24 protein-coding genes, 2 pseudogenes and 1 riboswitch are annotated in these 23,479 nt (G+C 46.1%); of the genes and pseudogenes, 25 read left to right on the top strand and 1 reads right to left on the bottom strand.

The features are described 5' to 3' along the window. The first annotated feature begins 214 nt into the window (after nucleotides 1–214). Entirely contained in the window at nucleotides 215–721 is a 507-nt protein-coding gene (locus L5M51_RS03350; protein WP_263171608.1) for a hypothetical protein, read from the top strand. Between the two features lie 947 nt (nucleotides 722–1,668). Here the strand turns inward: L5M51_RS03350 and metH are convergent. After that, complete coding sequence (gene metH, locus L5M51_RS03345; RefSeq protein WP_263171606.1) at nucleotides 1,669–5,403, bottom strand: methionine synthase; 3,735 nt, start codon at nucleotides 5,401–5,403, stop codon at nucleotides 1,669–1,671. A 269-nt stretch (nucleotides 5,404–5,672) separates the two neighbouring features. Between metH and L5M51_RS03340 the strand changes: the two genes are divergently transcribed. The 24 genes and pseudogenes from L5M51_RS03340 to L5M51_RS03225 all read left to right on the top strand — a co-directional run. After that, a complete protein-coding gene (locus L5M51_RS03340) occupies nucleotides 5,673–6,398 on the top strand; it encodes a histidine phosphatase family protein (protein ID WP_263171605.1) in 726 nt (241 codons plus the stop codon). A 221-nt stretch (nucleotides 6,399–6,619) separates the two neighbouring features. Beyond that, nucleotides 6,620–6,796, top strand: a riboswitch (cobalamin riboswitch). A gap of 99 nt (nucleotides 6,797–6,895) precedes the next feature. Then, nucleotides 6,896–7,771 carry an ABC transporter ATP-binding protein gene (locus L5M51_RS03335; protein ID WP_263171604.1) on the top strand — a complete coding sequence of 292 codons (876 nt, stop codon included), beginning with the start codon at nucleotides 6,896–6,898 and terminating at the stop codon, nucleotides 7,769–7,771. Nucleotides 7,772–7,811: 40 nt separating this feature from the next. Continuing rightward, nucleotides 7,812–8,897 (top strand): FecCD family ABC transporter permease, encoded by a 1,086-nt coding sequence (locus L5M51_RS03330; protein ID WP_263171602.1) that lies wholly within the window; start codon nucleotides 7,812–7,814, stop codon nucleotides 8,895–8,897. Between the two features lie 208 nt (nucleotides 8,898–9,105). Beyond that, on the top strand, nucleotides 9,106–10,188 hold the full coding sequence (gene cobT, locus L5M51_RS03325) for a nicotinate-nucleotide--dimethylbenzimidazole phosphoribosyltransferase (protein WP_263171601.1): 1,083 nt from the start codon (nucleotides 9,106–9,108) through the stop codon (nucleotides 10,186–10,188). 105 nt (nucleotides 10,189–10,293) lie between these two features. Next, the gene (locus L5M51_RS03320) at nucleotides 10,294–11,082 is read left to right on the top strand and encodes an adenosylcobinamide-GDP ribazoletransferase (protein WP_028759425.1); all 789 of its coding nucleotides are present in this window, start codon (nucleotides 10,294–10,296) and stop codon (nucleotides 11,080–11,082) included. Further along, nucleotides 11,079–11,690, top strand: a complete 612-nt coding sequence (gene cobU / locus L5M51_RS03315; RefSeq protein WP_263171600.1) for a bifunctional adenosylcobinamide kinase/adenosylcobinamide-phosphate guanylyltransferase — start codon at nucleotides 11,079–11,081, stop codon at nucleotides 11,688–11,690. The genes L5M51_RS03320 and cobU overlap by 4 nt, the downstream gene beginning before the upstream one ends. Nucleotides 11,691–11,764: 74 nt before the next feature. Further along, on the top strand, nucleotides 11,765–13,372 hold the full coding sequence (locus L5M51_RS03310; protein ID WP_263171597.1) for a cobyric acid synthase: 1,608 nt from the start codon (nucleotides 11,765–11,767) through the stop codon (nucleotides 13,370–13,372). Between the two features lie 44 nt (nucleotides 13,373–13,416). Further along, nucleotides 13,417–14,040 (top strand): cob(I)yrinic acid a,c-diamide adenosyltransferase, encoded by a 624-nt coding sequence (gene cobO / locus L5M51_RS03305; protein ID WP_263171595.1) that lies wholly within the window; start codon nucleotides 13,417–13,419, stop codon nucleotides 14,038–14,040. A gap of 762 nt (nucleotides 14,041–14,802) precedes the next feature. Next, nucleotides 14,803–15,096: a hypothetical protein gene (locus L5M51_RS03300; protein WP_263171594.1), complete on the top strand. Its 294-nt coding sequence runs from the start codon at nucleotides 14,803–14,805 to the stop codon at nucleotides 15,094–15,096. A 172-nt stretch (nucleotides 15,097–15,268) separates the two neighbouring features. Next, nucleotides 15,269–15,442 carry a hypothetical protein gene (locus L5M51_RS03295; RefSeq protein ID WP_263171593.1) on the top strand — a complete coding sequence of 58 codons (174 nt, stop codon included), beginning with the start codon at nucleotides 15,269–15,271 and terminating at the stop codon, nucleotides 15,440–15,442. 7 nt (nucleotides 15,443–15,449) lie between these two features. Next, the gene (locus tag L5M51_RS03290) at nucleotides 15,450–15,809 is read left to right on the top strand and encodes a DUF2750 domain-containing protein (protein ID WP_263171592.1); all 360 of its coding nucleotides are present in this window, start codon (nucleotides 15,450–15,452) and stop codon (nucleotides 15,807–15,809) included. 126 nt (nucleotides 15,810–15,935) lie between these two features. Further along, nucleotides 15,936–16,325: pseudogene (locus tag L5M51_RS22820) on the top strand (DUF6985 domain-containing protein); the annotation flags it as partial. 118 nt (nucleotides 16,326–16,443) lie between these two features. Next, nucleotides 16,444–16,932: a DUF6882 domain-containing protein gene (locus L5M51_RS03280; protein ID WP_263171587.1), complete on the top strand. Its 489-nt coding sequence runs from the start codon at nucleotides 16,444–16,446 to the stop codon at nucleotides 16,930–16,932. A gap of 91 nt (nucleotides 16,933–17,023) precedes the next feature. Then, a complete protein-coding gene (locus L5M51_RS03275; protein ID WP_263171586.1) occupies nucleotides 17,024–17,443 on the top strand; it encodes a hypothetical protein in 420 nt (139 codons plus the stop codon). 107 nt (nucleotides 17,444–17,550) lie between these two features. Then, complete coding sequence (locus L5M51_RS03270) at nucleotides 17,551–17,895, top strand: SMI1/KNR4 family protein (protein WP_263171583.1); 345 nt, start codon at nucleotides 17,551–17,553, stop codon at nucleotides 17,893–17,895. 97 nt (nucleotides 17,896–17,992) lie between these two features. Continuing rightward, nucleotides 17,993–18,538, top strand: coding sequence for a CbrC family protein (locus L5M51_RS03265; protein WP_219233784.1), 546 nt, complete (start codon nucleotides 17,993–17,995; stop codon nucleotides 18,536–18,538). A gap of 633 nt (nucleotides 18,539–19,171) precedes the next feature. Next, nucleotides 19,172–19,444, top strand: a complete 273-nt coding sequence (locus L5M51_RS03260; protein ID WP_219255924.1) for a hypothetical protein — start codon at nucleotides 19,172–19,174, stop codon at nucleotides 19,442–19,444. Between the two features lie 837 nt (nucleotides 19,445–20,281). Then, on the top strand, nucleotides 20,282–20,650 hold the full coding sequence (locus tag L5M51_RS03255) for a DUF6794 domain-containing protein (protein WP_263171580.1): 369 nt from the start codon (nucleotides 20,282–20,284) through the stop codon (nucleotides 20,648–20,650). A gap of 65 nt (nucleotides 20,651–20,715) precedes the next feature. After that, complete coding sequence (locus tag L5M51_RS03250) at nucleotides 20,716–21,300, top strand: hypothetical protein (protein WP_263171578.1); 585 nt, start codon at nucleotides 20,716–20,718, stop codon at nucleotides 21,298–21,300. Between the two features lie 49 nt (nucleotides 21,301–21,349). Further along, nucleotides 21,350–21,958 carry a hypothetical protein gene (locus L5M51_RS03245; protein WP_263171577.1) on the top strand — a complete coding sequence of 203 codons (609 nt, stop codon included), beginning with the start codon at nucleotides 21,350–21,352 and terminating at the stop codon, nucleotides 21,956–21,958. 23 nt (nucleotides 21,959–21,981) lie between these two features. After that, nucleotides 21,982–22,395, top strand: coding sequence for a hypothetical protein (locus L5M51_RS03240; protein ID WP_263171576.1), 414 nt, complete (start codon nucleotides 21,982–21,984; stop codon nucleotides 22,393–22,395). Nucleotides 22,396–22,668: 273 nt separating this feature from the next. Continuing rightward, the gene (locus L5M51_RS03235) at nucleotides 22,669–22,974 is read left to right on the top strand and encodes a hypothetical protein (RefSeq protein ID WP_263171575.1); all 306 of its coding nucleotides are present in this window, start codon (nucleotides 22,669–22,671) and stop codon (nucleotides 22,972–22,974) included. Between the two features lie 200 nt (nucleotides 22,975–23,174). Then, nucleotides 23,175–23,345, top strand: a complete 171-nt coding sequence (locus tag L5M51_RS03230) for a hypothetical protein (RefSeq protein ID WP_263171573.1) — start codon at nucleotides 23,175–23,177, stop codon at nucleotides 23,343–23,345. An 18-nt stretch (nucleotides 23,346–23,363) separates the two neighbouring features. Further along, nucleotides 23,364–23,479: pseudogene (locus L5M51_RS03225) on the top strand (IS110 family transposase); the annotation flags it as partial.

Here is a 23,479-nt window from a genome sequence, read left to right as displayed (position 1 = left end):
GAAGCCACCAACTAATGCTGGTAACTTCACTAAGGACGCCGAGGGATTTCCAAAAGAGGAACAGGCGTTTTTAACCTTTTGGTCGTGTGTGGGGGAGGGAGTCTCATGACCTTGATTTAAGAATGACTACGAAGTTTGTAACTACTGGTAGATGAGTATTTTTAAGTTTTACTCTGACACCATTTGTGATTACTTATTAAGCAGGGTGTGTGGAATGAATAGATTACTATTTACGGTTATAAGAGGGATTTTTTTTCCGATTTTTCTGTTATTCGTTACAGCATGTGGTTCTAATGCAATTTCTTATCAGCCTACACTAATGAGTTACAGTGAGGCGTTGAATGTTGTTGAGGAATTAACTATGACGCAACACTCAGAATGGAAACCTGATGAATTTGGAATAACGGATAAATATGTTTTTTGGAATTACGGCTTTGTTACTAACTCATCGAGTTCTGCTGCAATAATTGCTGACACAGCAATAGTTGGGAAAAGTCAGGCTGAAACGAAATTAAACAATGAGCGTATTTACTTTAGAACAATTAAAGGTGTGAAGTTACTTGATTGGCAGCGCAAGTTTAAGCAGTGGTATGTAGTCTCATTAGTTGATACTGAAGATCGTATCACAAAGCACGCCTTGAGAACTCGAAGTCTTGATGATGCGAAGAGGTTTATGGATGCAATGGAGTCGATAATTAGGGAAAGAAAAGACTCGCAGTAGTAGCTTGACAATGATGATTATTTTTAACGATTTCTTGCTCTGGTGTGGAATGGGATTCCACGACTTTGATATTTTATAAGAGTTTTTATGAAAAAAATTAGTTTTTTTGGTATGAGCATAGTGCTTGCTTTGACACTTGTTATCGGCCTTGCAGTTGATTTTATAGTTGAATTTAAGTCTGAATCGATTTTTATGCAGATGAATATTTTTAGCTTCAAGTTATTATTTTCGTTACTTAGCATGCTCTGTGTGTATATTGCTATTGCAGTCACTTTTAATTTGAAACTGTTACCTATGCTTATAGGTAAAGATTATCCGTCAAATTACTTTAAATGGTCTAAATTTCGACTTATAGAAGTTTTCTTTTTATTTAACTTATGGGCTATGGGTCATCTTCAATATTTCACCGTCGTAATAGTTAATTTCGCTTTGGTTGAGTTGATACACTTATATTTAGTTTATAAAAGTATCAATAATAAGCTCGAGTCTACTATATAAATTGGTAAGTTGAGGGCAATAAGGCGTGTGGAGTTGGCATAACTCTTTCAATGCGAAAAGTTAACTCTAATGCCACAGAAGTTCACCGATCCCCCGGCGAAGTTGTCGAAATACGCAGATAAAAATGCCGTGGCGACATCATGGATGATGGCGCAGGCTCGGGGGCACATGGATGTGCCATCTGAGCCGTTAGGCGATTTTTATTGGAGTATGAGACAGGTAATTAATGCATGTAACTTCGCTAGGGGCGGCAAGGGGAGATGCAAGAGGGGGATTGCTGTTGATCCCCTTCTTGCCTTGGTGTGGAATGGAATTCCACGACTTTGATTTTTTATTTTGATTTTAAAGTTAGACATTAAAACCAAAAATAAGGGGCTTCGACTCTGCCCCTTAATTCCACATTTGTCTAATTTCCCAAGTGAAACTTGGGCATTAACGAGTACCAATGATTACTCGGGATCATAGTCAAGCACTGGCGCTAGCCACTTCTCCGTTTCACTCACTGTCATCCCTTTACGCTTCGCATAATCTTCCACTTGATCGCGGCCTATGTTACTCACGCCAAAGTAGCGGGATTTCGGGTGGGCGAAATACCAGCCCGATACTGCCGCTGTGGGGAACATGGCGTAGCTTTCGGTGATGTTCAAGTCGATAGTCTCATCGGGCTTGAGCAAGTCCCATAACAAGCCTTTTTCTGTGTGATCAGGGCAAGCTGGGTAACCGGGTGCGGGGCGTATACCTTTGTATTTCTCACGGATTAAGGCTTCGTTGCTTAACTGCTCGTCGGCCGCATAACCCCAAAACTCTTTACGTACCCGTTCGTGCATCCGCTCGGCAAAGGCTTCGGCCAAACGGTCGGCTAAGCATTTGAGCATGATGGCGTTGTAGTCGTCGTGGTTGGCTTCAAAACGTGCCACATGTTCGTCTATGCCGTGGCCTGTGGTCACCGCAAAGCCGCCCATGTAATCGGCGACGCCTGAGTCTTTTGGTGCAACAAAATCGGATAGGCAGAAGTTGTCGTTGCCGACACGTTCAAGCTGCATCCGCAGGTGATGTGTGGTCATTTCGACTGTGGTACGCGACTCATCGGTGTACAGCTCAATGTCGTCGTAATTGACGGTATTGGCTGGGAATAAGCCGATAACTGCTTTCGCCGTGAGCCACTTTTCTTCGATGATTTGCTTGAGCATGGCCTGACCATCGGCGAATAGCTTCTGTGCTTCTTCACCGACCACTTTATCGGTGAGGATTTCGGGGTAGTGGCCGTGCAATTCCCACGAGCGGAAAAACGGTGTCCAGTCGATACGCTCGACTAAGTCTTCTAATGGATAATTATCAAATATTTGGCGACCGAGCACGTTTGGCGTGAACGGGGTGTAGTTGGCCCAATCGTGTTGGCAGCGGTTTTCACGGGCCGCTTCGAGTGACACTATCTCTTTGCGCTTGGCTTGGGATAGACGCTTAGTACGCATGTCGTCGTATTCAGCATAGGTTTCGTCTATGGTCGCTTGGCGTGTCTCGTTGTTGATGAGCTTACTCACCATAGGCACGGCGCGGGACGCATCGGCGATATAAATGGCGCCATGGGGATAATGGGGCGCAATCTTCACCGCAGTGTGGATTTTCGAGCAAGTGGCGCCGCCGATAATCGCCGGAATGGTTAAGCCTTCACGGTGGAAGGTTTTCACGTTATGCACCATCTCGTCCAGACTCGGAGTGATGAGGCCCGACATGCCGATGATATCGATATTGTGTTCTTTCACGGCGTCGAGAATTCGCTCCACCGACACCATCACACCTAAATCGAATACCTCAAAACCGTTACAGGCGAGCACCACGCCGACGATATTTTTGCCAATATCGTGCACGTCACCTTTTACCGTCACCATCAAAATCTTGCCGTTAGATTGGCCTTCGACCTTTTCCAGCTCGATATAGGGGTTTAAGTAAGCCACGGCTTTTTTCATCACCCGCGCCGATTTTACCACCTGCGGCAGGAACATTTTGCCCGAGCCGAACAAGTCGCCGACCACGTTCATGCCGTCCATCAAGGCGCCTTCAATCACATCCAGCGGACGTTTCGCTTCTTGGCGAGCGGCTTCGGTATCTTCATCAATAAATTCGGTAATGCCTTTGACGAGCGCATGGGATAAGCGTTGGCTCACCGGCCAGCTGCGCCATTCTAAATCTTCTTTCTTACCCACCTGCGCGCCATCACCGCGGAATTTCTCCGCGATTTCAAGTAACTGCTCGGTATTGCTTGAGCCTTCAACTGGGCAGGGCAAGTTAAGCACCACGTTTTCGACGCGCACTTTAAGCTCAGGATCGATATCGTCGTAAATGGCTAACTGGCCCGCGTTGACAATCCCCATGTCCATGCCGACTTTGATGGCGTGGTACAGGAAAACGGCGTGAATCGCTTCGCGCACTGGGTTGTTACCGCGGAACGAGAACGACACGTTCGACACGCCGCCCGAAATCATCGCGTGGGGTAGGGTGGCTTTAATCGCTTTAATGGCATCAATAAAATCGACGGCATAGTTGTCGTGTTCATCGATACCGGTGGCGATGGCAAAAATGTTTGGGTCGAAGATGATGTCTTCTGGCGGAAAGCCGACCTTATCAACCAGCACCCGATAAGCGCGGGTACAGATTTCGATTTTACGTGCTTTAGTGTCGGCCTGACCTTGTTCGTCGAATGCCATGATAATGGCCGCCGCGCCGTAGCGTTTCACTAAGGTGGCTTGCTCAATAAACTTGGCTTCGCCTTCTTTGAGGGAAATAGAGTTAACTATGCCCTTGCCTTGAATACATTTGAGGCCAGCTTCGATCACTTCCCATTTAGAGGAGTCGATCATAATAGGTACGCGGCTGATGTCGGGCTCAGAGGCTATTAAGTTTAAAAACTTGTGCATGATTTCGGCGCCATCGAGCATGCCTTCGTCCATGTTGATGTCGATGATCTGCGCGCCGCTTTCGACCTGCTCGCGGGCGACATCGAGCGCCTGCTCAAACTTGCCTTCTTTGATCAATTTTAAAAACTTGGCCGAACCTGTAACGTTGGTGCGCTCACCCACGTTAACGAACAGGGATTGGGCGTCGATAGTCAGTGGTTCCAAACCTGCCAAGCGGCAAGCGACGGGAATGTCTGGCAAAATACGCGGATCGTGACGGCTCACTGCTTCGCGGATCACGCGGATATGTTCAGGCGTACTACCACAACAACCGCCGATAATATTGAGCATGCCTTCGCGTGCCCAATCTTCGATCACGTTCGCCATGTCTTCTGGGGTTTCATCGTAACCGCCAAACTCGTTCGGCAGGCCTGCATTCGGATGCGCCGACACATAACACTCACTGATGCGGGATAATTCTTCCACATAGGGGCGCAATTCTTTTGGCCCAAGTGCACAGTTAAGACCGATAGATAAGGGCTTGATATGGCGAAGGGAATTGTAAAAGGCTTCGGTCGTTTGGCCAGTCAGTGTACGGCCAGAGGCATCGGTAATGGTGCCCGAAATCATGATCGGCAATCTGTCTTTTGAATGCTGACCGAATAAGTCATCGAATACCGATTCAATCGCAAACAGCGCGGCTTTGGCGTTTAAGGTATCGAATATGGTCTCGACCATAATGATATCCGCGCCGCCTTCAATCAGCGCCTTAGTGGATTCTTTGTAAGCAGTCACTAACTCATCGAAGCTGACGTTGCGATAGCCAGGGTCGTTCACATCAGGGCTAATCGAACACGTACGGTTAGTGGGGCCTAACACACCGGCGACATAGCGTGGAATGCCTGTGGCAGCAAAGGCTTCATCACAGGCTTCACGGGCGAGGCGCGCGCCGACTAAGTTAATTTCGGCGGACAGCGACTGCATGTCGTAGTCGGCCATGGCGATGGTGGTGGCGTTAAAGGTGTTGGTTTCAATGATGTCGGCACCGGCGTTTAAGTAGTCGGTGTGAATTTGTTTGATGATGTGAGGCTGTGACAAGACCAATAAATCGTTGTTGCCTTTGACGTCAGTGTGCCAATCTTTAAAGCGTTCGCCGCGATAGTCCTCTTCTTCCAGCTTGTAGCCTTGGATCATAGTGCCCATGGCACCGTCTAAGATTAGAATGCGCTCTGCAAGCTGTTTGCGTATGTCTGCCAATATCTGGCCGGCTTTAGTAGAGGGTATCGTCATAAATAGTTACCTTAAATACAGCTAAGTTAAGTCCAAAAATCGGCCATTGTTATGCTAAGTGCATTTTATTGTCGTCAGCCGACATTTTTTGAATACTTGTTCTTAAAAATTTGTTTTGGACATTTAAACGTATAGACGTCCATAATACGCGACTTATGATTGTCAGGGCAAGATGAAAGTCAAAGGCATTAGGAGCGAGAATCGAGAATCAAGAATTTAGGCCCTTGGCTTGAGTTCCTAGCATCTAGTCCCTAACTAAAAAGGCATATATGAAACAAGTTCGGTTGTTATTGTTGCGCCACGGTGAGTGTGAAGGCGGCGCGATCTTGCGGGGTCGTGTGGATGTGCCTTTAAGCAAAAAGGGTTGGCAACAAATGTCGGCAGCAGTTGAGTCACAGGCCAGCGTGTGTAGCGCGATTTATAGCTCGATTTCACGCCGCTGCGCCGATTTTGCCCACGCTTTTGCCGCCGAGTTGCATTCGACGGCGGCACTGATATCTGAGTCAAGGCCATTGCAGGCGCAGTGTTTGTCGGGTTTACAGGAAATTGATTTTGGTGATTGGGACGGTTGTCGGCTCGATGAACTGTATCAACAAGAGGGCGAACGCTTAGCGGCGTATTGGCAAGACCCTTGGCAAACTCCGCCGCCCAATGGTGAAACTATGGCAAGTTTTGAGTCGCGGGTGAATGGGACGATTGACCAGATACTCGCCGCCGAGTTTGAACGATTGACCCTTGACTCACATAAAATGGGTAATGAAAACAGTGCCGTTAATGAAACCACTGTCAATATGCCAGCCACTCAAGTGTGGGTCGTGACCCACGGAGGGGTGATCCGTCACTTAATGGCGCGTGCCTTAGGGGTTGAACGGGCGGTGGGGTTTTATAGTCAACTCGATTTACCCGTGGCGGCCGTGGTGACTATTAATGTGCTGCAAGATGAACAGGGTGCCTGCTATTGGCGTTTAGATTGGCCGAGTGGGCGCAGGTGTTGAGGCCTTATTTCACTATCTCGGCGCTATCATGTAGGCGTGATCGTTTGGCGAGAATAAGCTGACATGAAAATATTCTGATTTAAACAGCATTGCCTAATGGGATAGATGTAGGATAATGCTTTTCCCTGACGTTTGAACGAGATAGCGTATTACATGCGCAATGAGTGATAACGTCGCAGAAATAGGTGTTGGGAATAGACTCTCTTTGTTCGAATCGCTCCGTTGTTTTAATTCACAGTGGCGTTGTTAACAAAGAGTATATCAACCCAAACATAATAGGGAATCGGGGAGCTGCTCGTCAGTCAGCCCGAACTGTGCCCGCAACTGTGAGTAGTGAAAAAGATCTCGAATCTTATTCCCTACGAGTCAGGAGACCTGCCTATTTCTGTTATCGCTGCGTGCAGCCTTAGTTCTCGAGCGGGTGACTCGAGGGAGCAGATGACAATATGTACAACCTTTTTTTATACAGGTTTGGACTCGATAGGAGCGCCGCTTAGGTGAAACTTTCCGCAATCCAAACTAACAGCCCCGTGAATGACACTAACCCGTCATTGAGCCCGTCAGTCGCGCTCAATGTGAGCCAGTTGAGCTGGTGTATCGATGGCAAAACCATTCTTTCCAATATTAACTTTACGCTGCCAACGGGGCAGATGCTGGGGCTGATTGGCCCTAACGGTGCAGGCAAGTCCAGTTTGCTGCGCTGTTTGTATCGGTTTGTTCGCCCGACTCAGGGCAAAATTACCCTTTTTGATCAAGATATTGAGCGCTTGTCGCCCAAGGCGTTTGCCTGTCGCGTTGCCGTAGTGCAGCAAGATACACCGCACTATTTTGATCTCACCACAGAGCAATTGGTCAGCATGGGCTTAACGCCCCACAAGGGTATGTTCGATACCAATTCGAGCTGTGATATTGAGCGTATTGCTAAGGCTTTAGAGAAAGTCGGCTTGAGCCATAAGATGCACCAACAATATGAGCACTTATCTGGCGGTGAAAAGCAACGCGCCTTGATTGCCCGCGCCATAGTGCAGCAGCCGCAGCTTTTAATCCTCGATGAGCCAACGAACCACCTCGATGTGCGCTATCAAATTCAAATCCTCGAATTGGTGCGTAGCCTTGGCATCAGCGTGATTGCCTCTATTCATGATCTTAATTTAGCCAGTGCCCTGTGCGACAGTTTGTTGTTGATCCATAACGGGGAAGTCAGCGCTATGGGGACGCCAACCGAAGTATTAACCGAGGCGCGAATTGGCGATGTGTTTGGCGTGTGTGCTCAGGTATTGCCCCATCCACAACATAAAAAGCCCTTAATCAGCTATTTTTATGGTTACCATGATTTAACGCACCACATGGCTGAGCGAGGCGAGGGCGGATGATTCAGGGAGTAAATAGCATTTCATCTCACATTTGGGGCGTATGGTGACACCTTTGACGAGACAACAACTGATGCTGGTCGCATTAGGCATAATCACTTTGATAACCCCCATTGCCGCCACAAGTTTTGGCGCGGCGAACATCAGTTTTATGGATGTTATCCAAGTCTTTATCAATAAAATGGCCAACCTCACTCAAGCCAATGGCATGACTGAGCGCATTGTGATGGAGCTCAGGCTACCGCGCATTTTACTCGCCTTTGTGGCGGGTGCGGGTTTGTCACTGGCGGGCAGTGTGTTGCAAACCGTGACTCGCAATCCGCTCGCCGATCCCTATTTGTTTGGCATTAGCTCAGGCGCGTCCTTTGGCGCTGTGGTGATGTTGACCTTATTCACTGGCTCTGGATTTTTTGATAATGCGGGTATGACGGCACATTCTGGGCTTTTTAGCGGTTCGGGTGCCTTGTCTGGATTACTTTGGTTTAGCTTACCCTTGGGCGCTTTTATTGGCGCGAGTTTGTCGGTGTTGATAGTGCTTGCCTTGTCTGGGCTCGGGCTTAATAGTCAAGTGGAGCGCATGCTGCTCTCTGGTGTGGCGACCTCCTTTATGTTCGGCGCATTAACGAGTCTGCTGCTGTATTTCGCCAGTCCGCAGGCGACAGCCTCTGTGCTGTTTTGGAGTTTAGGCAGTTTTGCAAAGGCCAGTTGGTCCTTGTTAGTACTGCCGACACTGGTGATTGGTGCGAGTTTATTCATTATTTTAGGCATGAAACGGCAGATCATGGCGTTGCAGGCGGGGGATGAAACGGCGCATACCTTAGGGGTGAATGTGCCTAAGCTGCGGCTCAATATGTTGCTGCTCTGCTCCTTGATTACCGCTATTTTGGTGGCTACTTGCGGCGGTATCGGTTTTGTCGGGTTAATGATCCCCCATACAGTACGCATGCTGTTTCCCGGTCGTCAGCCGATTTTATTAACGGCGCTGGTGGGCGGATTATTTATGGTGTGGATTGATGTATTAGCGCGCTGTTTATTGGGGAATCAAGAGTTGCCCGTGGGCATTATCACGGCCGCCATAGGTAGCATGTTCTTTTTGCTGATTTTGCGTAAGCGTAGAGTCATGCCGTAAATACAAGGTCATGCCGTAGGCACCTAGTCAGGACGTAAACGCAGCGTTAAGTCGTCATCCTAGAGTCATGTCGTAAGCGCAGGCTGGCGGGATAATCAGTATTTCTGTTGATATCCCACCCGCGATTGGAAATGCACAATTGGACATGTTCGTCATAGACGCGGGATGCGTTGTGGTTATTTAATGTAGATTACAAAGTGGAGTGTGGATGTCTCAGTCAGCCGTGTCTTTTCAAATAAGCCCTGTGAGTAAAGCGCAGGATCTGGTGATTCTGCAGAAAATTGATCTTAAGACTAAGCCGCCCGGCGCCTTAGGTCAGCTCGAATCCTTAGCCTTGCAGATTGCCCGCGTGCAAACGACTGATTTGCAAAAAACGGAGCAGCCACAAACGGATGTGCTCAAAATAGTCCATCCAACCATGTTAGTGTTTGCGGGGGATCATGGCATTGCCGCAGAAGGCGTGTCGATTGCCCCTAGCGAAGTGACTCACCAAATGGTGCAAAACTTTGCCCATGGCGGCGCGGCGATTAACGTTTTTTGTCGGCAGGTGGGCTTTAAGCTCGAAGTGATCGATTGCGGTATTTTAACGCCAGTTGAAGGGGTTGAAGGTATTATCGATCAACGTCTTGGCGCTGGAACGGGTGCAATCCATTTAGAGCCAGCAATGGCGCTTGAAACCGTCGATAAAGGCTTTGCTATGGCGCGCGATTTGATTGAGCGTCACCATCAAGCGGGTTGTAACTTAGTCGCCTTTGGCGAAATGGGCATAGGCAATACCTCCTCTGCAGCAGCCATTATGGCGGCGATCATGCAGCTGGATGTGATTGATTGTGTCGGCCGTGGTACGGGCATTAATAGTGAAACCTTAGAACGTAAACTGATGCTGATTGAACTGGCGTTATTGCTGCATCAAAGCGCCTTAACTGGGCCTAAGTCAGTGTTAGCTTGCCTAGGAGGTTTTGAAATTGTGCAGATGACTGGAGCTATGTTAGCCGCCGCCGAACGTAAAATGCTGGTGGTCGTGGACGGTTTTATCGCGACAGCGGCGGCATTAGTCGCGGTGCAAATCGCCCCTAATGTGCGTGATTATTTGATTTTTGCCCATCAATCCGATGAGCAAGGTCATCTGCGAATGTTAGAATTTTTGCAGGCTAAACCTTTATTGTCCCTAGGGCTGAGATTAGGCGAAGGTACGGGGGCGGCCTTGGCATTGCCGCTTATTCAAGCCTCAGTAAATTTTTACAATCAAATGGCGAGTTTTAGTGATGCGGGGATTGAGGCTGTTGTATGATGTGCTCTGCTAAGTCGCTTATTTTACTTATTTAAAATAATAGCCTTTAGCCAACCGTTTTAATTTTAAACCTTGCAGCAAGTGTGAATTCACTAAGGATGCTTTATGTCAGAACGCGAAAGCTGGCACAAAGAGATAGATTTATTTTTAGTTGCCATGGGCTATTTTACCCGCATTCCTATGCCTAAGTGGGTCGAAGTCGATAGCGATAAGTTGAATAAGGCCAGCCGTTATTTCGGTCTCGTCGGTCTTCTGGTCGGTTTGTTAAGCGCCATAGTGTTTTGGCTGACGCAGAACTGGCTCCCCGCTGGCGTTTCTGTTCTTTTAGCTATGTTGGTTGGCGTCTTGCTCACGGGCGGATTCCATGAGGATGGCCTCGCCGATACCTTCGACGGTTTTGGCGGGGGGTGGACGGCTGAAGACAAGCTGCGGATCATGAAAGACTCGCGCCTTGGCAGTTATGGCGCACTGGCACTGATGTTGGCTTTGCTGCTGAAATGGCAGTTGTTAGTCGAGTTGGCCCTGTACGATCCTGTCGTGGCGGGTTCAGCACTTATCGTCGCGCACACTGTGAGCCGTGTGGTATCAGCCAGTATCATTTTTAGCGAAAAGTATGTCCGCGATGACGAGACCAGTAAGTCTAAGCCGCTATCGCAACATCAAGGCATTAATGAGCTGCTTATCCTGATCGCCAGCGGCGTATTAGTGCTGCTATTCCTCAAGGGGTTAGCGGCATTGTCATTGCTATTGGTGATGATAGGACTGCGCCGTTTGATCATAGTGATCTTTAGACGCCAGATTGGCGGTTACACGGGTGATACCTTAGGCGCGGCGCAGCAAATATCTGAAATTGTGTGTTATTTTGTATTGCTCGTTGTGGGTAACATACTGTGATCCACCTCGTCCTAGGCGGCGCCCGTAGCGGTAAGAGTCGCTATGGCGAAGCCTTAGTGCGTCAGTACACTGCGCTTGGCTTCGATGCTTGCTATGTGGCGACGGCGCAGGCGCTAGATGATGAAATGGCGACACGTATCGCCAAGCATCAAGCGGGACGATCGGACGATGGTATCGAATGGCAATTGTTTGAAGAGTCGCTCGCCCTCACTGCACTGCTAAAACGGTTAGCAAAACCTGGGCGAGTGATTTTAGTAGACTGTTTAACCCTTTGGTTAACGAATCAATTACTTGCATCGAACATTAACATCGATGATGAACCCGCGCCGACTGAGTGGAATGCGACTGACTTTGCCGTTTCAACCTCTGACGATAAAGCTCATGCGAGTTGGCAGGCAGAGAAAGCGGCGTTTGTGGATTCCCTCGTCGAGCTTGAGGGAGTGGTGATTTTGATCAGTAACGAAGTCGGTTCTGGCATAGTACCCTTAGGTGAGTTGAGCCGACAATTTGTCGATGAAGCGGGCTGGTTAAATCAAGCCGTGGCCGCATTGGCTGACAATGTTACCTTAGTGGTTGCAGGTTTACCCTTGGCACTAAAACCACTGTAATCTAAATCAGTTTAGTGATATTTAGGCTGAGTTTTTATCTTTGTCCCTGCAAACTAAAATAAGTTTTTAACCCTATGCCTTCTTCAAACACAGACAACACAGGCTGTGCCAATGCACTCGATACCGCTAATACCGTTGTTATGAATCCTGCTGCTAATTCGCTTCAGCGCGCAAAAGTCTTGATGGTGCAGGGCACAACATCGGATGCGGGTAAAAGCACCTTAGTGGCGGGGATTTGTCGTTTGCTCGCCCGTCAGGGCGTAAAGGTTGCGCCCTTTAAGCCGCAAAATATGGCGCTCAATAGCGCTGTCACTGTCGATGGCGGCGAGATTGGCCGCGCACAGGCCTTGCAAGCCGTGGCCTGTTATCTTGAGCCCCATACCGATTTTAATCCCATTCTGCTTAAACCAAGCTCGGACACGGGCGCGCAAATTATTGTTCATGGCAAAGCCCTGACGACACTCGAAGCCTCGGCCTTTTTTGGGCCTAAATCTAAGGATTACAAGGCAATGGCGCTTGGCGCTGTGCTGGAATCCTTCGAGCGATTAAGCGGTCAGTATCAAACCATAGTGGTTGAAGGCGCGGGCAGTCCAGCGGAGATCAATCTGCGTGAAGGTGATATTGCCAACATGGGATTTGCCGAAGCTGTGGATTGCCCTGTGATTATCATTGCCGATATCGATAAAGGTGGCGTATTTGCCCATTTGGTCGGGACCTTAGCCTTGTTATCAGAATCCGAACAAGCGCGGGTAAAGGGCTTTGTGATCAACCGTTTCCGTGGTGATATTAGCCTGTTGCAATCAGGGCTCGATTGGCTTGAAGCTTATACTCAAAAGCCTGTTTTAGGCGTGTTGCCTTATCTGCATGATTTACATCTCGATGCCGAAGATGCGCTGGTTGATTCGCCCACTAAGCAGCCGAAGAGTCGTTTTAAGGTGCGGGTACTCGTATATCCGCGAACCAGTAATCACACAGATTTTGATCCGCTGCGGCTGCATCCCGATATTGATTTTGACTATGTGTCGTTGCAAACCCAAGCCGCGACTCATTTGCCCGCCGCCGATGTATTGATCTTGCCCGGCAGTAAGAATGTGCGCGCCGATTTGGCCTTTTTACGCCAGCAAGGCTGGGATAAAGATATTGCCACACACCTGCGTTACGGCGGAAAAGTGCTAGGCGTTTGTGGCGGCTATCAAATGCTAGGCCAAAGCATTGCCGATCCCTTAGGTATTGAAGACAGTGTGGGTGATACCGCAGGACTTGGCTACCTGCCGCTGAGCACAGAACTCAAAGCCGAAAAACAGTTACGGCGAGTGAGCGGTGAGCTAACGTTACTTGGGCAAAAGGTTGCTGTGAAGGGCTATGAAATCCACTGCGGTGAGTCAAGCTATCTTATCCCTAGGCTTGAACAAACGAATGCGCCCTTGCAGTTAATCCCTGAATCCACATCTGTGAGCTTTGCTGATGGCCTGCAAAGTGATGATGGGCAAATCTTAGGTACTTATTTACACGGGCTGTTTGATAGCCCTGATGCGTGTCAGTTGATTTTGCGCTGGGCGGGATTAAACGATGCTAAGGCGATAGATATCAATCAAATACGTGAGCAGCAACTCGATCGTTTAGCCGATGTGTTAGCTGAGCATTTAGACATGCAAAAATTACAGCCAATTTTAGAAGCATAAGTTTTAGAAGCAGACATTTTTAGCCGCAGAGTGAAGAGAAGACCATGACAGCACAGAACGACAACGAACAAGCGCAAATCAAGGCCGAACGCCACAAGGCTCGCCAACAGAAAGTGAAAGCCGGTGTGGATGCTAAAATTGCCGCCGCCCAAGAGGAGAAGGGGATTCTGCTGGTGTTAACCGGTAACGGTAAAGGCAAATCGACCTCAGGTTTTGGCACAGTGGCCCGCGCCGTCGGTCACGGTAAAAAAGCCGCGGTAGTGCAATTTATCAAAGGCACTTGGGAGTGCGGTGAGCGCAATTTACTCGAAGGTGCAGGGGTTGCGTTTCATGTAATGGGCACAGGTTTTACCTGGGAAACCCAAGATAAAGAAAAGGATACCGCCGCCGCTGTACTCGCTTGGGAAGCCGCCGAAAAGCTGCTGCAAGATGAGAGCATAGATTGCCTTATGCTCGATGAACTCACCTATATGGTGAGCTATCACTATCTGGATGTGGAACGCGTGCTTAGCGCACTTAAAAATCGCCCACCGATGCAGCATGTGATTATCACTGGCCGTGCTTGCCACCGTGCCATCATCGAGCTTGCAGATACGGTCAGCGAAGTGCAGCCGCTGAAACACGCCTTTGAAGCGGGTATCAAGGCACAGCAAGGTTTTGATTATTAAACTGAGCGTGTTGTTATCATCATAAAGCGATATTTTTTATATCCATATTGGGCAGATATAAAATGGCGGTCATGCCGCCAACGATCACTGTTGCAACAATGGCAATCTTAACGACTATTGAGCTGTTTATCTGGTGAAAAGTTGTTGTCTCAAAGCAAGATAACTTTGTCGTCAGGTGGTTGGATGAATTGTCATTGCTTCCCCAGTGACTCGCCGTCTATTTCTTTCAAAATAAGCATCTCTATAGGCTCGGCGGTGGCATCTGCTGCATATGGAAGTGCGAATGCCGCGATCACATGGATGTGAAAGAGCGGCCATGCCGCCAACTGTCACAGGTACACCAATGCCAATCTTAACTAACCCTCTCGCTGCTCGTTTAGCTAAAAAGCTATTGCCCCAAAGCTGGCTAGCATTCATTTAGTGAATTGAAAACTGACGAATGAATTGCTCTACAAAATCTCATCTATTTACCCAATGTTTGGCCCTACCGTAAAGCGACTAACAATATATGGTTTACAGTCGTATTTAAATTTAGATGCTTTTGAGTGTTTTTAAACTCGTTAGTTTGCGCGTTTATCCAGCCTAAAATTTATAAAACCCTTAAAAATCATCCGTATAAACTTTCCCCAAATTAGTTAATAGGTTTGGAAAACGCGCATGCGCGTTTTTCCGGATGGTGTATTAGATAAAAAGCTGATAAGTTCTTTGCAATACAAACAGTTAATGGTGCGCGTTTTTACTGGTCTAATGAGGTAAACGCGCATGCGCACTAATAAAATTTTAGGTATCAAAGCCGTAATGCTCTCAGACCCCATGAATGTCGCAATGGAAGCTTTGTTTGCCGGTGATGGAGCGAGGGCGGAATTACTTTTACTGAGCCTTGCAGAAGCAGGCAGCGGCTGTGCAGCACACAACCTAGGCACCCTCTACATCACTGGTGCTCCGGGTGTTAGCCCCTGTGTAAAGAAGAGCCAGCATTGGTATCAACGCTCCCTTGATTTAGGCTTCGAGGTAACCGTTGCATCGGATCCCGATTGGTTTAAACGGCGGAGTTGAAACCTAACAATGCGCTCAAATCGTTCGCTTCGCTCACTGGGACGGGCTAAAGCCCGCCCCTTAGCCAATCGTTAGGCAGCCTCCGGAAATTCCTCCCAGGTTGGTTTACCCGCAACACCGCGGCGCCAGTACGTCGCCATAGTTATTGGCATTATCAAAAGGAGTTGGTTTTATGCCGGGCACCGTAACAAATAACTTACTCAGTACATCCGGCACATCGGCGGCGTTAGCCTTTTCTGTCTGTGTTGCGGCTACCGTATCGGGCCAGAAAGGCCTAACAACTGCTTCAAGTCGTTCGCTGCGCTCACTTGGACGGGCTAAAGCCCACCCCTTAACCAAACGTTAGGTGCCATATGAGTATCAGCGCGGCACATGCCTCCGATTTTTATCGCGAAATTGCAGAGTTCAAACTTGTCTGGGGAATTAAAGATGCTGGTGGCTTTCCAGCTCCGACAGCCAGCGACGGAAGGCGCGCCATGCCATTTTGGTCATCTGAATCGCGTGCGCTTTCTGTAATTCGTAATGTGCCTGCATATAACGGCTTCACGCCTGTATCTATTCCATGGCTAGTCTTTTGCGAGCGCTGGGTTCCAGGCTTAAAAAATGATGGATTGCTTGTAGGCATAAACTGGTCGGGGGCCAGAGCATCTGGTTTCGATATTAGCCCCGAAGATCTACAACGTAATGTTGATGCCCTGTGTCATGGCACCTAACAATGCGCTCAAAGCGCTCACTCCGTTCGCTGGGACCGGCGAAGCCGGCCCCTTAGCTTAATCGTTATAAATCTAGGTAACTATGGACGTAGCCGATAATATTATCGATATGACCTTGAAGGGGAAGTAACTTTCCCAGTTCTTGGTGAAAACGTCTTATTCACTCTAGGATTATCTGGTTCGGGTGCTATAGAACCATCACATAAAGAGTCTATTGATTGGCTCTATAAAAACATTTCAGATGTATTCCCAAGCATAGAAGAAGCAATATTTGAGTATTACCTTTCGGTATTACCTGATTATCATCTTGGCTTAGGGGAATATGCAGAAGAATTAATGCCACGCATCAAAAACTCTAGAGATGTTTGGAATCATGTTACTGAACCAGGTGTGTTCATATTTCCTGAGGATGAAGGCGGTGAAACCCATATCGAATATGAATGTATTTTTGATATTGAACACGGCCTAAGGGTAATATTCAAGAATGGAAAATTAATTAAAGTAGGCTTGGAGTAAGCGATTTATAACAAGCCATTAAACAGGGACAAAAAACAGTTGGTTTTTGCTCCTTCGTCGCTTATTTTAACCAACTATTTTATTGCCCGTTAATGGGGCGTTATGTCTCTGGGAGTTGATGGTGTTTGGACTATTTAAAAAAAAGATGAACGTCGAAGAATTTATCTCGGGTAGCGTCGAAGGCCTGAGGATGACCACTGATGCTCACAGAGCAACGTGGCACCTAGGCGAAGAGAAATCCTGGAACGTAGATCAGGACAGCGGACAAATCATCTTTTCGTTTGAAGATGGCACTATTGCAGAATCACCAGTCCAAATTATTGGTACCTTCAATTCCAATGATGACACGTTCATGTGGGGCTGGGACCACCCTTCAATATTGCCTACACTTCAAGCCAACGCATTGCGGGTAAAGCAATTTGGCGAAGAGCATGGTTCAACGGAACTAACGACTCAAAAGGTTACCTGCACAGAGATGAGAGCGTGGGAATATACTGCACTGGCTATGCGCCTTGCTGAAGCAAACGGCGCATATCGTGCTGAGGCCGCTCCAGGCACTTTCGTGTTTATGAATTTTGGAGAGGTACACCTTGCCAAAGAAACATAACCAGTGCAGGCACGGCGACGCCCATTACATTGCGCCTTCGGCTCCATTCCATGGGCGCGCATGCTGCAAGCGTTAGCACCCAGTACGTACTATGAATATCACAGAAATAATAGAGAAAAGAGATTGTGGTGAGCTAAGAATCAACTTCTCACCAAATTGGAATTATCCCATTAATTCATTGCTGAGTGGTTTTGGGCTTTTTCCAAATGAGGAGAATCTCATAGAGGTCACAATTGAAATTGCTTGTGAAATCGTTGAAGCAATATTTTGGCGCGATCTCGCGTATAGTTGTGAGATTATGCCAAGAGAAGAAGCTAAGAGATATTCAGAGTATTTGGTTTGTTCTATGGCGCCACCTGAATCCACCTTTTATACAAACGCAGAATGGCACAAATATCATGGGGCAAGTTCTTTCGGTTTAAGCCCTTTTACTAGCTCTACGTTCGATAGTGGTATTTTATGTGTCGGCAAAAATTCAGCAATGAGCATATGGGTGGAAGATGAGGACTAGTGCTAACAAGTCAAAGCACTCGGACTTGGTAAAGCTGTCACCTTTTTTGTTCCAAAAAAGCCGCCAACTTCACCAAGCCGGTGTTTGAGGCGTTATGTGAAAATATTATGAATCATATAGTCGAAGTAGAAAAATATCTTGGGTGCACTCTACCTAAAACCTATCGACAATTCCTTTTGTCCTTCGACAAAGAGCTGGACGGAGATGTTTACCTTTATTTGCCAGATATGCTTATTGAGAGAAATGAGTGCTATCAAACAAAGGAATACGCTCCAGACTATATTAATATCGGTAGTGATGGCGGTGGTATGGCATTTATTCTTAAACTTAGTGATCAAGATCCGAAAGTTGCTCTTATAGATCATGGAAGCATGGACCCTGAGTTAAGTGAGTTTGTTTGTAGCAGTTTTAGTGAATGGGTGGCTTCAGATTTTGAATACGATGAAGAGTAATCACATAACCAGGCCATCAAAGACCGCCCACAAAAGGCCGTGGGCTGGACTCGCTTCGCTCGCCCTTTATGGCGGCGTTATATTTCTAAGGTGAGTTATGATCTTTCCCAAGTTTAAATACCATCCCGATCCGATAAAAACTGGGAGTATAGTAGAGAGTAAAAACTCATGTGATTGCTGCAAGCATCAGCAGGGGTACGTTTACTCAGGTTCTATTTATAGTAAAAATAGACCAGACTCAATCTGTCCTTGGTGCATTGCCGATGGTGGTGCAGCTAAAATGTTCGGAATTGAGTTTGTCTCTTTGATGCCGGCAATTATCGATCCTAGCAATCCACAAGAGATAGAATGTAGCGAAAGTGCTTTCGATGAATTGCTTCACCGAACTCCTGGGTTTTCAAGTTATCAAGAAATTGAATGGCCAAATCATTGTGGTGATTTCTGTGAATATCATGGAATAAGCACTGTGAAAGATATAAAGAATATTTCTGCTGAGCAAAAAGAACGATTATTCCAAACTAGCTATTTAGACGAGCGTGAGCTTACAGATATACAGAGAGGTAAAGACGACGAATTGCACTATTTTTTAAGGTTTTCCTGTCGTAATTGTGGCGAATCCTTGTTTCAATTTGATCCAGATTAAAAATATAATAATTCGCGTCATTTGCAGCCTTCGGCTGCTGGGACGCCGCTACGCGGCGCCCATGCGCTCAACGTTATATTTTAAGGAAAGTTATGCGTAAAATTTTTTATTTATTATTTTCTTTCTTGGAGGATGCGCAACAGGTTCATCAACAGAGCACATCACTACACCATCCTTAATAAATGACTATATAGCAGAACATATCATTGAAATTGATGCCTACAACACAAAGTATAGAAGCGAATTAAATGACCTAGCAAACAAAATCACCGATGAATGTGTAGTTAAAAAATCAATAGTAAGAAATCCATTAGCTTGGAGAAACTTATCAATATAATTCTAAATGGCCGCGTAATCTATAAGATAGATGACAAGGGAGTGATTGAATCCGCTTGGTATGATGGACATAATCGAAGTCAGGCTCAATGCGTTAACAAAAATGCAGTAGGCTATCCTCTACCTGAGCCCAAAGGGGTTAAGTATATTTATGATCAGTTCCGCGTTGAGGTTACTGGAGATAAAATATAACCAGTTGCTCAAGTTTACTCCCCAGCTAAAGCTGGCTCCGTGGTACTGTCGCGTGGCGCCAGCCCCTTAGCAAAGCGTTAACTGTACGAAAGTATCGAGTTGGTAATGTCGAATAAAACCGTATTAGAAAGACTTTTAAACGAAATAGAGAAATACGATAAAAATCGTAATGATCGTGATGCTTTTGCACAAATAGTTTATGAGTCAATCGAAGCCCTGGAGGGGATACCCTATTCAGTTCATCAGCAAGGTAGGGATTGGCAGTACAAAATTGAAACTGAGGAATACTTCGACAAAGAGGGCTTTGAGTCTGAAATCAATGAGGTAATCCCAAAACTTAAAGCGTGGGTCGATGAGCTTATTCAATCCCACAGTTAACAAGGCCAGCCAGAGGGACTGCCAAACCGCGACGCGCTTTGTCTGCCCCTGCTGGCGGCGTTATGCGGTGCCAAAGCAATGACTGAGAATGTAGTTATAAAGGAGTTCGCTAAGAGAGAGCGAAAGTTAACTGTGATTTTTGCAGTGTCGTTTGCCATTTTTGGGCTTACGCTTTTAATGAACGCATTTACTGAAATATATATAAATCCAGCGCTTCCATTTTTGGTTAGCTTTGCATTGATTTTTTTCGGCTTATACAAAGTCTATAGGTGCCCCGCATGTAATTCTGCACCAAGAGCCATAGGAAGAGCAGGGGTACAAATTTCGCCAAAAAATTGTGGTAATTGTGGAATCAAGCTCAAGTGAGGCCGCATAACAATCGCCACCAAAACGCCGCTTCGCGGCTCGACTCGCAACAAGTTGCTCGCGTTTGTGGCGGGCGTTATATGCTAAAGGAAGTTAATTGAAAACTCAGTTCTCACCAGAAGCACTGGCTCACCTAGAGGTCTTATATCAAGCAACGTTGATCGCGAGATCTCTAAGTTGGGATAACTCAAATGGTGCGAAATCAGAACTCGTGGCTGACTTAATGGATGCTGTACACAACATTCCGTCACACTTAAAGTCAGCGGTTATACCAGAGCAAGAGTTTGTCCAAATGTACTACGAGGCTTTTGATAAGAAGCACCCAATGAGTGTATCGTTGGTCAAAATTTATAGTGAGTGCTTTTAGTTGCCAACCGCATATAACAAGGCCAGCCAGCAACGCTCCCTGCGGTCGCTGGACCTCGTTTCACTCGGCCGCTGCTGGCGGCGCTACATGCCTAAGAGGATTAAATGAAATTCATATTTTTATCTTTACTATTTTTGGTAATAGCTGGCTGCACATCAAAGCCAATTGAAAATGAAAAGCCAGCTAGCGAACCGGACTCGCCTATAACATGTGAGGGCGCAATTGAGAAAATTGCAAAAAGTCTCGACGCAGATAGCATCAAAACACTGAGAAATACCAAAAAAGAAGATTTGGTAATGTTTCATATGTCTTGGGGCATGGGAATCAGAAATGATTATGGCTTGTGGTCTAAAAATTCACCTATTAGAAAGTCATGCGCGGAATCCATTGGAGAGAAAGATATGCATCCAGATAATGCATCTGGGGTGATTATGGAAGGAGTATGGGAAGTTGTTCATAGCAACGGCATGTAACAAAGCCATCAATTTGACTGTCTTACGCTGCGCTTCAACCAGCAAATTATGGGGGCATTAGCTTCATGGATAAATCGATGCTTTTAGAAAAATTGCAGAATTCGTTAAGATATGCATTTCAAGAATGTATAAGTTCAAATTATTCTAAGCCTAGATTATTTCATGCAGCGAGAAGTAAAGCTTGGGTGAAAAACATCGCAGCATCATTTAGAGAAGAATATGTTCAAACTGAATACAGAGTTTTTTCAGCAGATTATTCTAATAATAGAAGCGAATTTAAATTAAATGAATTGCTTTTTGATATTAGTGTTGTGAATGTTAAATCTATACCTTCTGCGTCAAACAAGAAGCAGCTAATTTATGTGAATAAAATGGAATGGGCTATTGAAAGTGAATTTCAAAGAAGCGACAGTCGCGCTTCTATAATCGATTTTAGTAAATTGGCCATGGCTCGATCAGAAAATAAGCTATTAATACTCTCTCAAAGTAAAAGTATAAAAAATTGGGCGTTATCAATACTGAGTGGTGCTGTACCGGAAGATGGCGATAATTACTTCTTAGCATTTGTACCTCATCCTGAAAGTTGGGATGAAGACATGAAAGTGGAACTATATTCTCATGGTAAAGATGGCTGGGAAGCAAGAAGCTAACAAGGCAAGGCACAAGACCTCCGGCGTGTGCTCGCGGCGTTAAGGCCTAATGAGAAATTTCCGTAATCTGTCTAAAAATGAAAATGAAGAACTTTCTAGAAAGTTTTCATTTCTGTTGAAGTACAACGAAGATTGTACCGCAGAGGATTTTAGCTGTGCAGCGGTAACTGTATTTGATCATTGGCTATATGAAACTGACTCTTTAAGTATTATTGCTGATGCAACTGATGATCAGATAAGAGCTTGGAACGGAATCATTAAAAGGTTTTTTACCCAGCTTGTTGAGTTGGAAAAACCGCTTAAATATAAGTACATTGGCCGCAATTCTAAGCAAAAGTTGCAGTTTTCGCGTTTTGTTGGCAGTGATGACTTAGGCTTATATGTTGCAAACCTGTTTGATGCTGTTTATGCAACCAATTTAGTATTCGTGCGCTTAGGTATTGAACTTTGGCTCGAGGACAACTGGACAATTCACTTTAAATATAAAAATCAGAAGGATTGTTTGGAAATGTTCGAGCTGATCGCTAGTCTAGGGCTGTATATTTTACCAGCCTATTCAGCAGAACATCTAAATAATTACAAGACTCAGGCAGCATATTTGCGTAGCCAGGGCCTTAACAAGTTACTTCATCGGACTGCTAACGCAGCCGCTGAGTAAAGCGTTAACTTTACGGAAGATCAATGCACCCTCAAGCACCGCTTAAATTTTGCTATCAGGCCCTTACAAAAAAGGGAGCAAGCTACTATCGCTGGTGGGTTATCGGTACTGTGTTACTTACTCTTGCGGCATTCGTTGGTGTTACTGTTTTTGAAATGGCTGAGTGGTTATTATTTTCAACTTTTGGTCTTGCTGGTATGGCAATGATTATCGCAACGCTAAGGCTTTTCTTGGTGAAGCTCTTTGAAGAGAATGCGGATGCGATTAATCTGTTCTCTAGTTATTTTCCTTCACTGCTGGGTAGCCGGAGCTTGGAATTAGCTTGTAAGTTAACAAATGCCGTTTATTACGGTGTGTTTTATCTTTGTTGTTATCTCTTGTTGGTTGCTATTTTATTGTTCCCGCTGTCTTTAGTTGTAGAGTATGCAAAAAGTTAACAAGGCAAGTCAGCATCGCACCTTTGGTACTGGACTCGCTAACGCTCGCCGCTGCTTGCGGCGTTAGGTTTTTCGGTAAGTACTTACATCTAGGTGAGGTAATCATGGACTTTTATGATGATGCGAAAGTGAAATTTATAATTCCTCCTCAAGCTGCAAATTGTTTCCAGCGCTTTGATGAATGGGTAAGTATTGACTCTAGATCTATGGCAAAAAGAATGTATTGTTCAAATTAGGCGTTATCAATCTATTGAGTGTTCAGATGGATTTTCGATGGATGTCACTGATGAGTGCTGGCACGATCTACAAGTATTCACGTTCACAGATGATCTTTTTGATGAAGACGTAAATGACAATAGACAATATGTAGTTGGGGCTGTTGGTTTTACGAAACATTGTAATGAAATAGCAATGCTTGAATTCTGCTGGATTCACCCGTTCTGGAGAAATCGTGGGTTATTAAAGTCTAGTTGGGCTGAGTTTGAGTTCACTTTAGGTGAATTTTATGTTTCTTATCCGAGGAGTAGGGCAATGCAAAATTTTCTAGATTCGATTGCTTATGTAGAACCCAAAACCTAACAAACGCCTCAAGAGGGACTGTCAACGCGTAGCGTTTCCAGTCCCATTGAGCCGAAGTGGTTTCGGTTGTTGTGTTTGAGTTTAGTGTTAATGCGTTGCCAGCCCCTTAGGCGGGCGTTATCTCCATAGAAATTTTAATCCGAAACTGACAAGTTAGAGCAAAGGAGCTATCACGCTTTTGTCTCAAAACTGTGTTGCGTATGTCTTTTAAATCTACAGGTTACGCTAAAGCCAAAACGGTGAGCCGTGGTGATTKGCGAGACGACCGTCCGCCCCATGGACGGGGCGGTCGAGCATCCAAGGATGATGGGATGGACACCTCTTGTGAAGTAGGCGTCATTTACGCCATATTGAATTTGCACGTTCAATAACAACAAAAGGTGTCCAAAATGAAAGTTACACTAATAGGAATTGATCTCGCAAAAAATATCTTCCAAGTATGTGGAGTTAATCAAGCAGGCAAGAGTGTTTTTAACCGTTCGATTAAACGTGCTCAGCTCCTGAC

Source organism: Shewanella sp. SM73 (assembly GCF_025653795.1).
GTDB classification, from domain to species: domain Bacteria; phylum Pseudomonadota; class Gammaproteobacteria; order Enterobacterales; family Shewanellaceae; genus Shewanella; species Shewanella oncorhynchi.
Note: the sequence above shows the minus strand (reverse complement) of the source record. Positions and strands in the feature narration are given on the sequence as shown.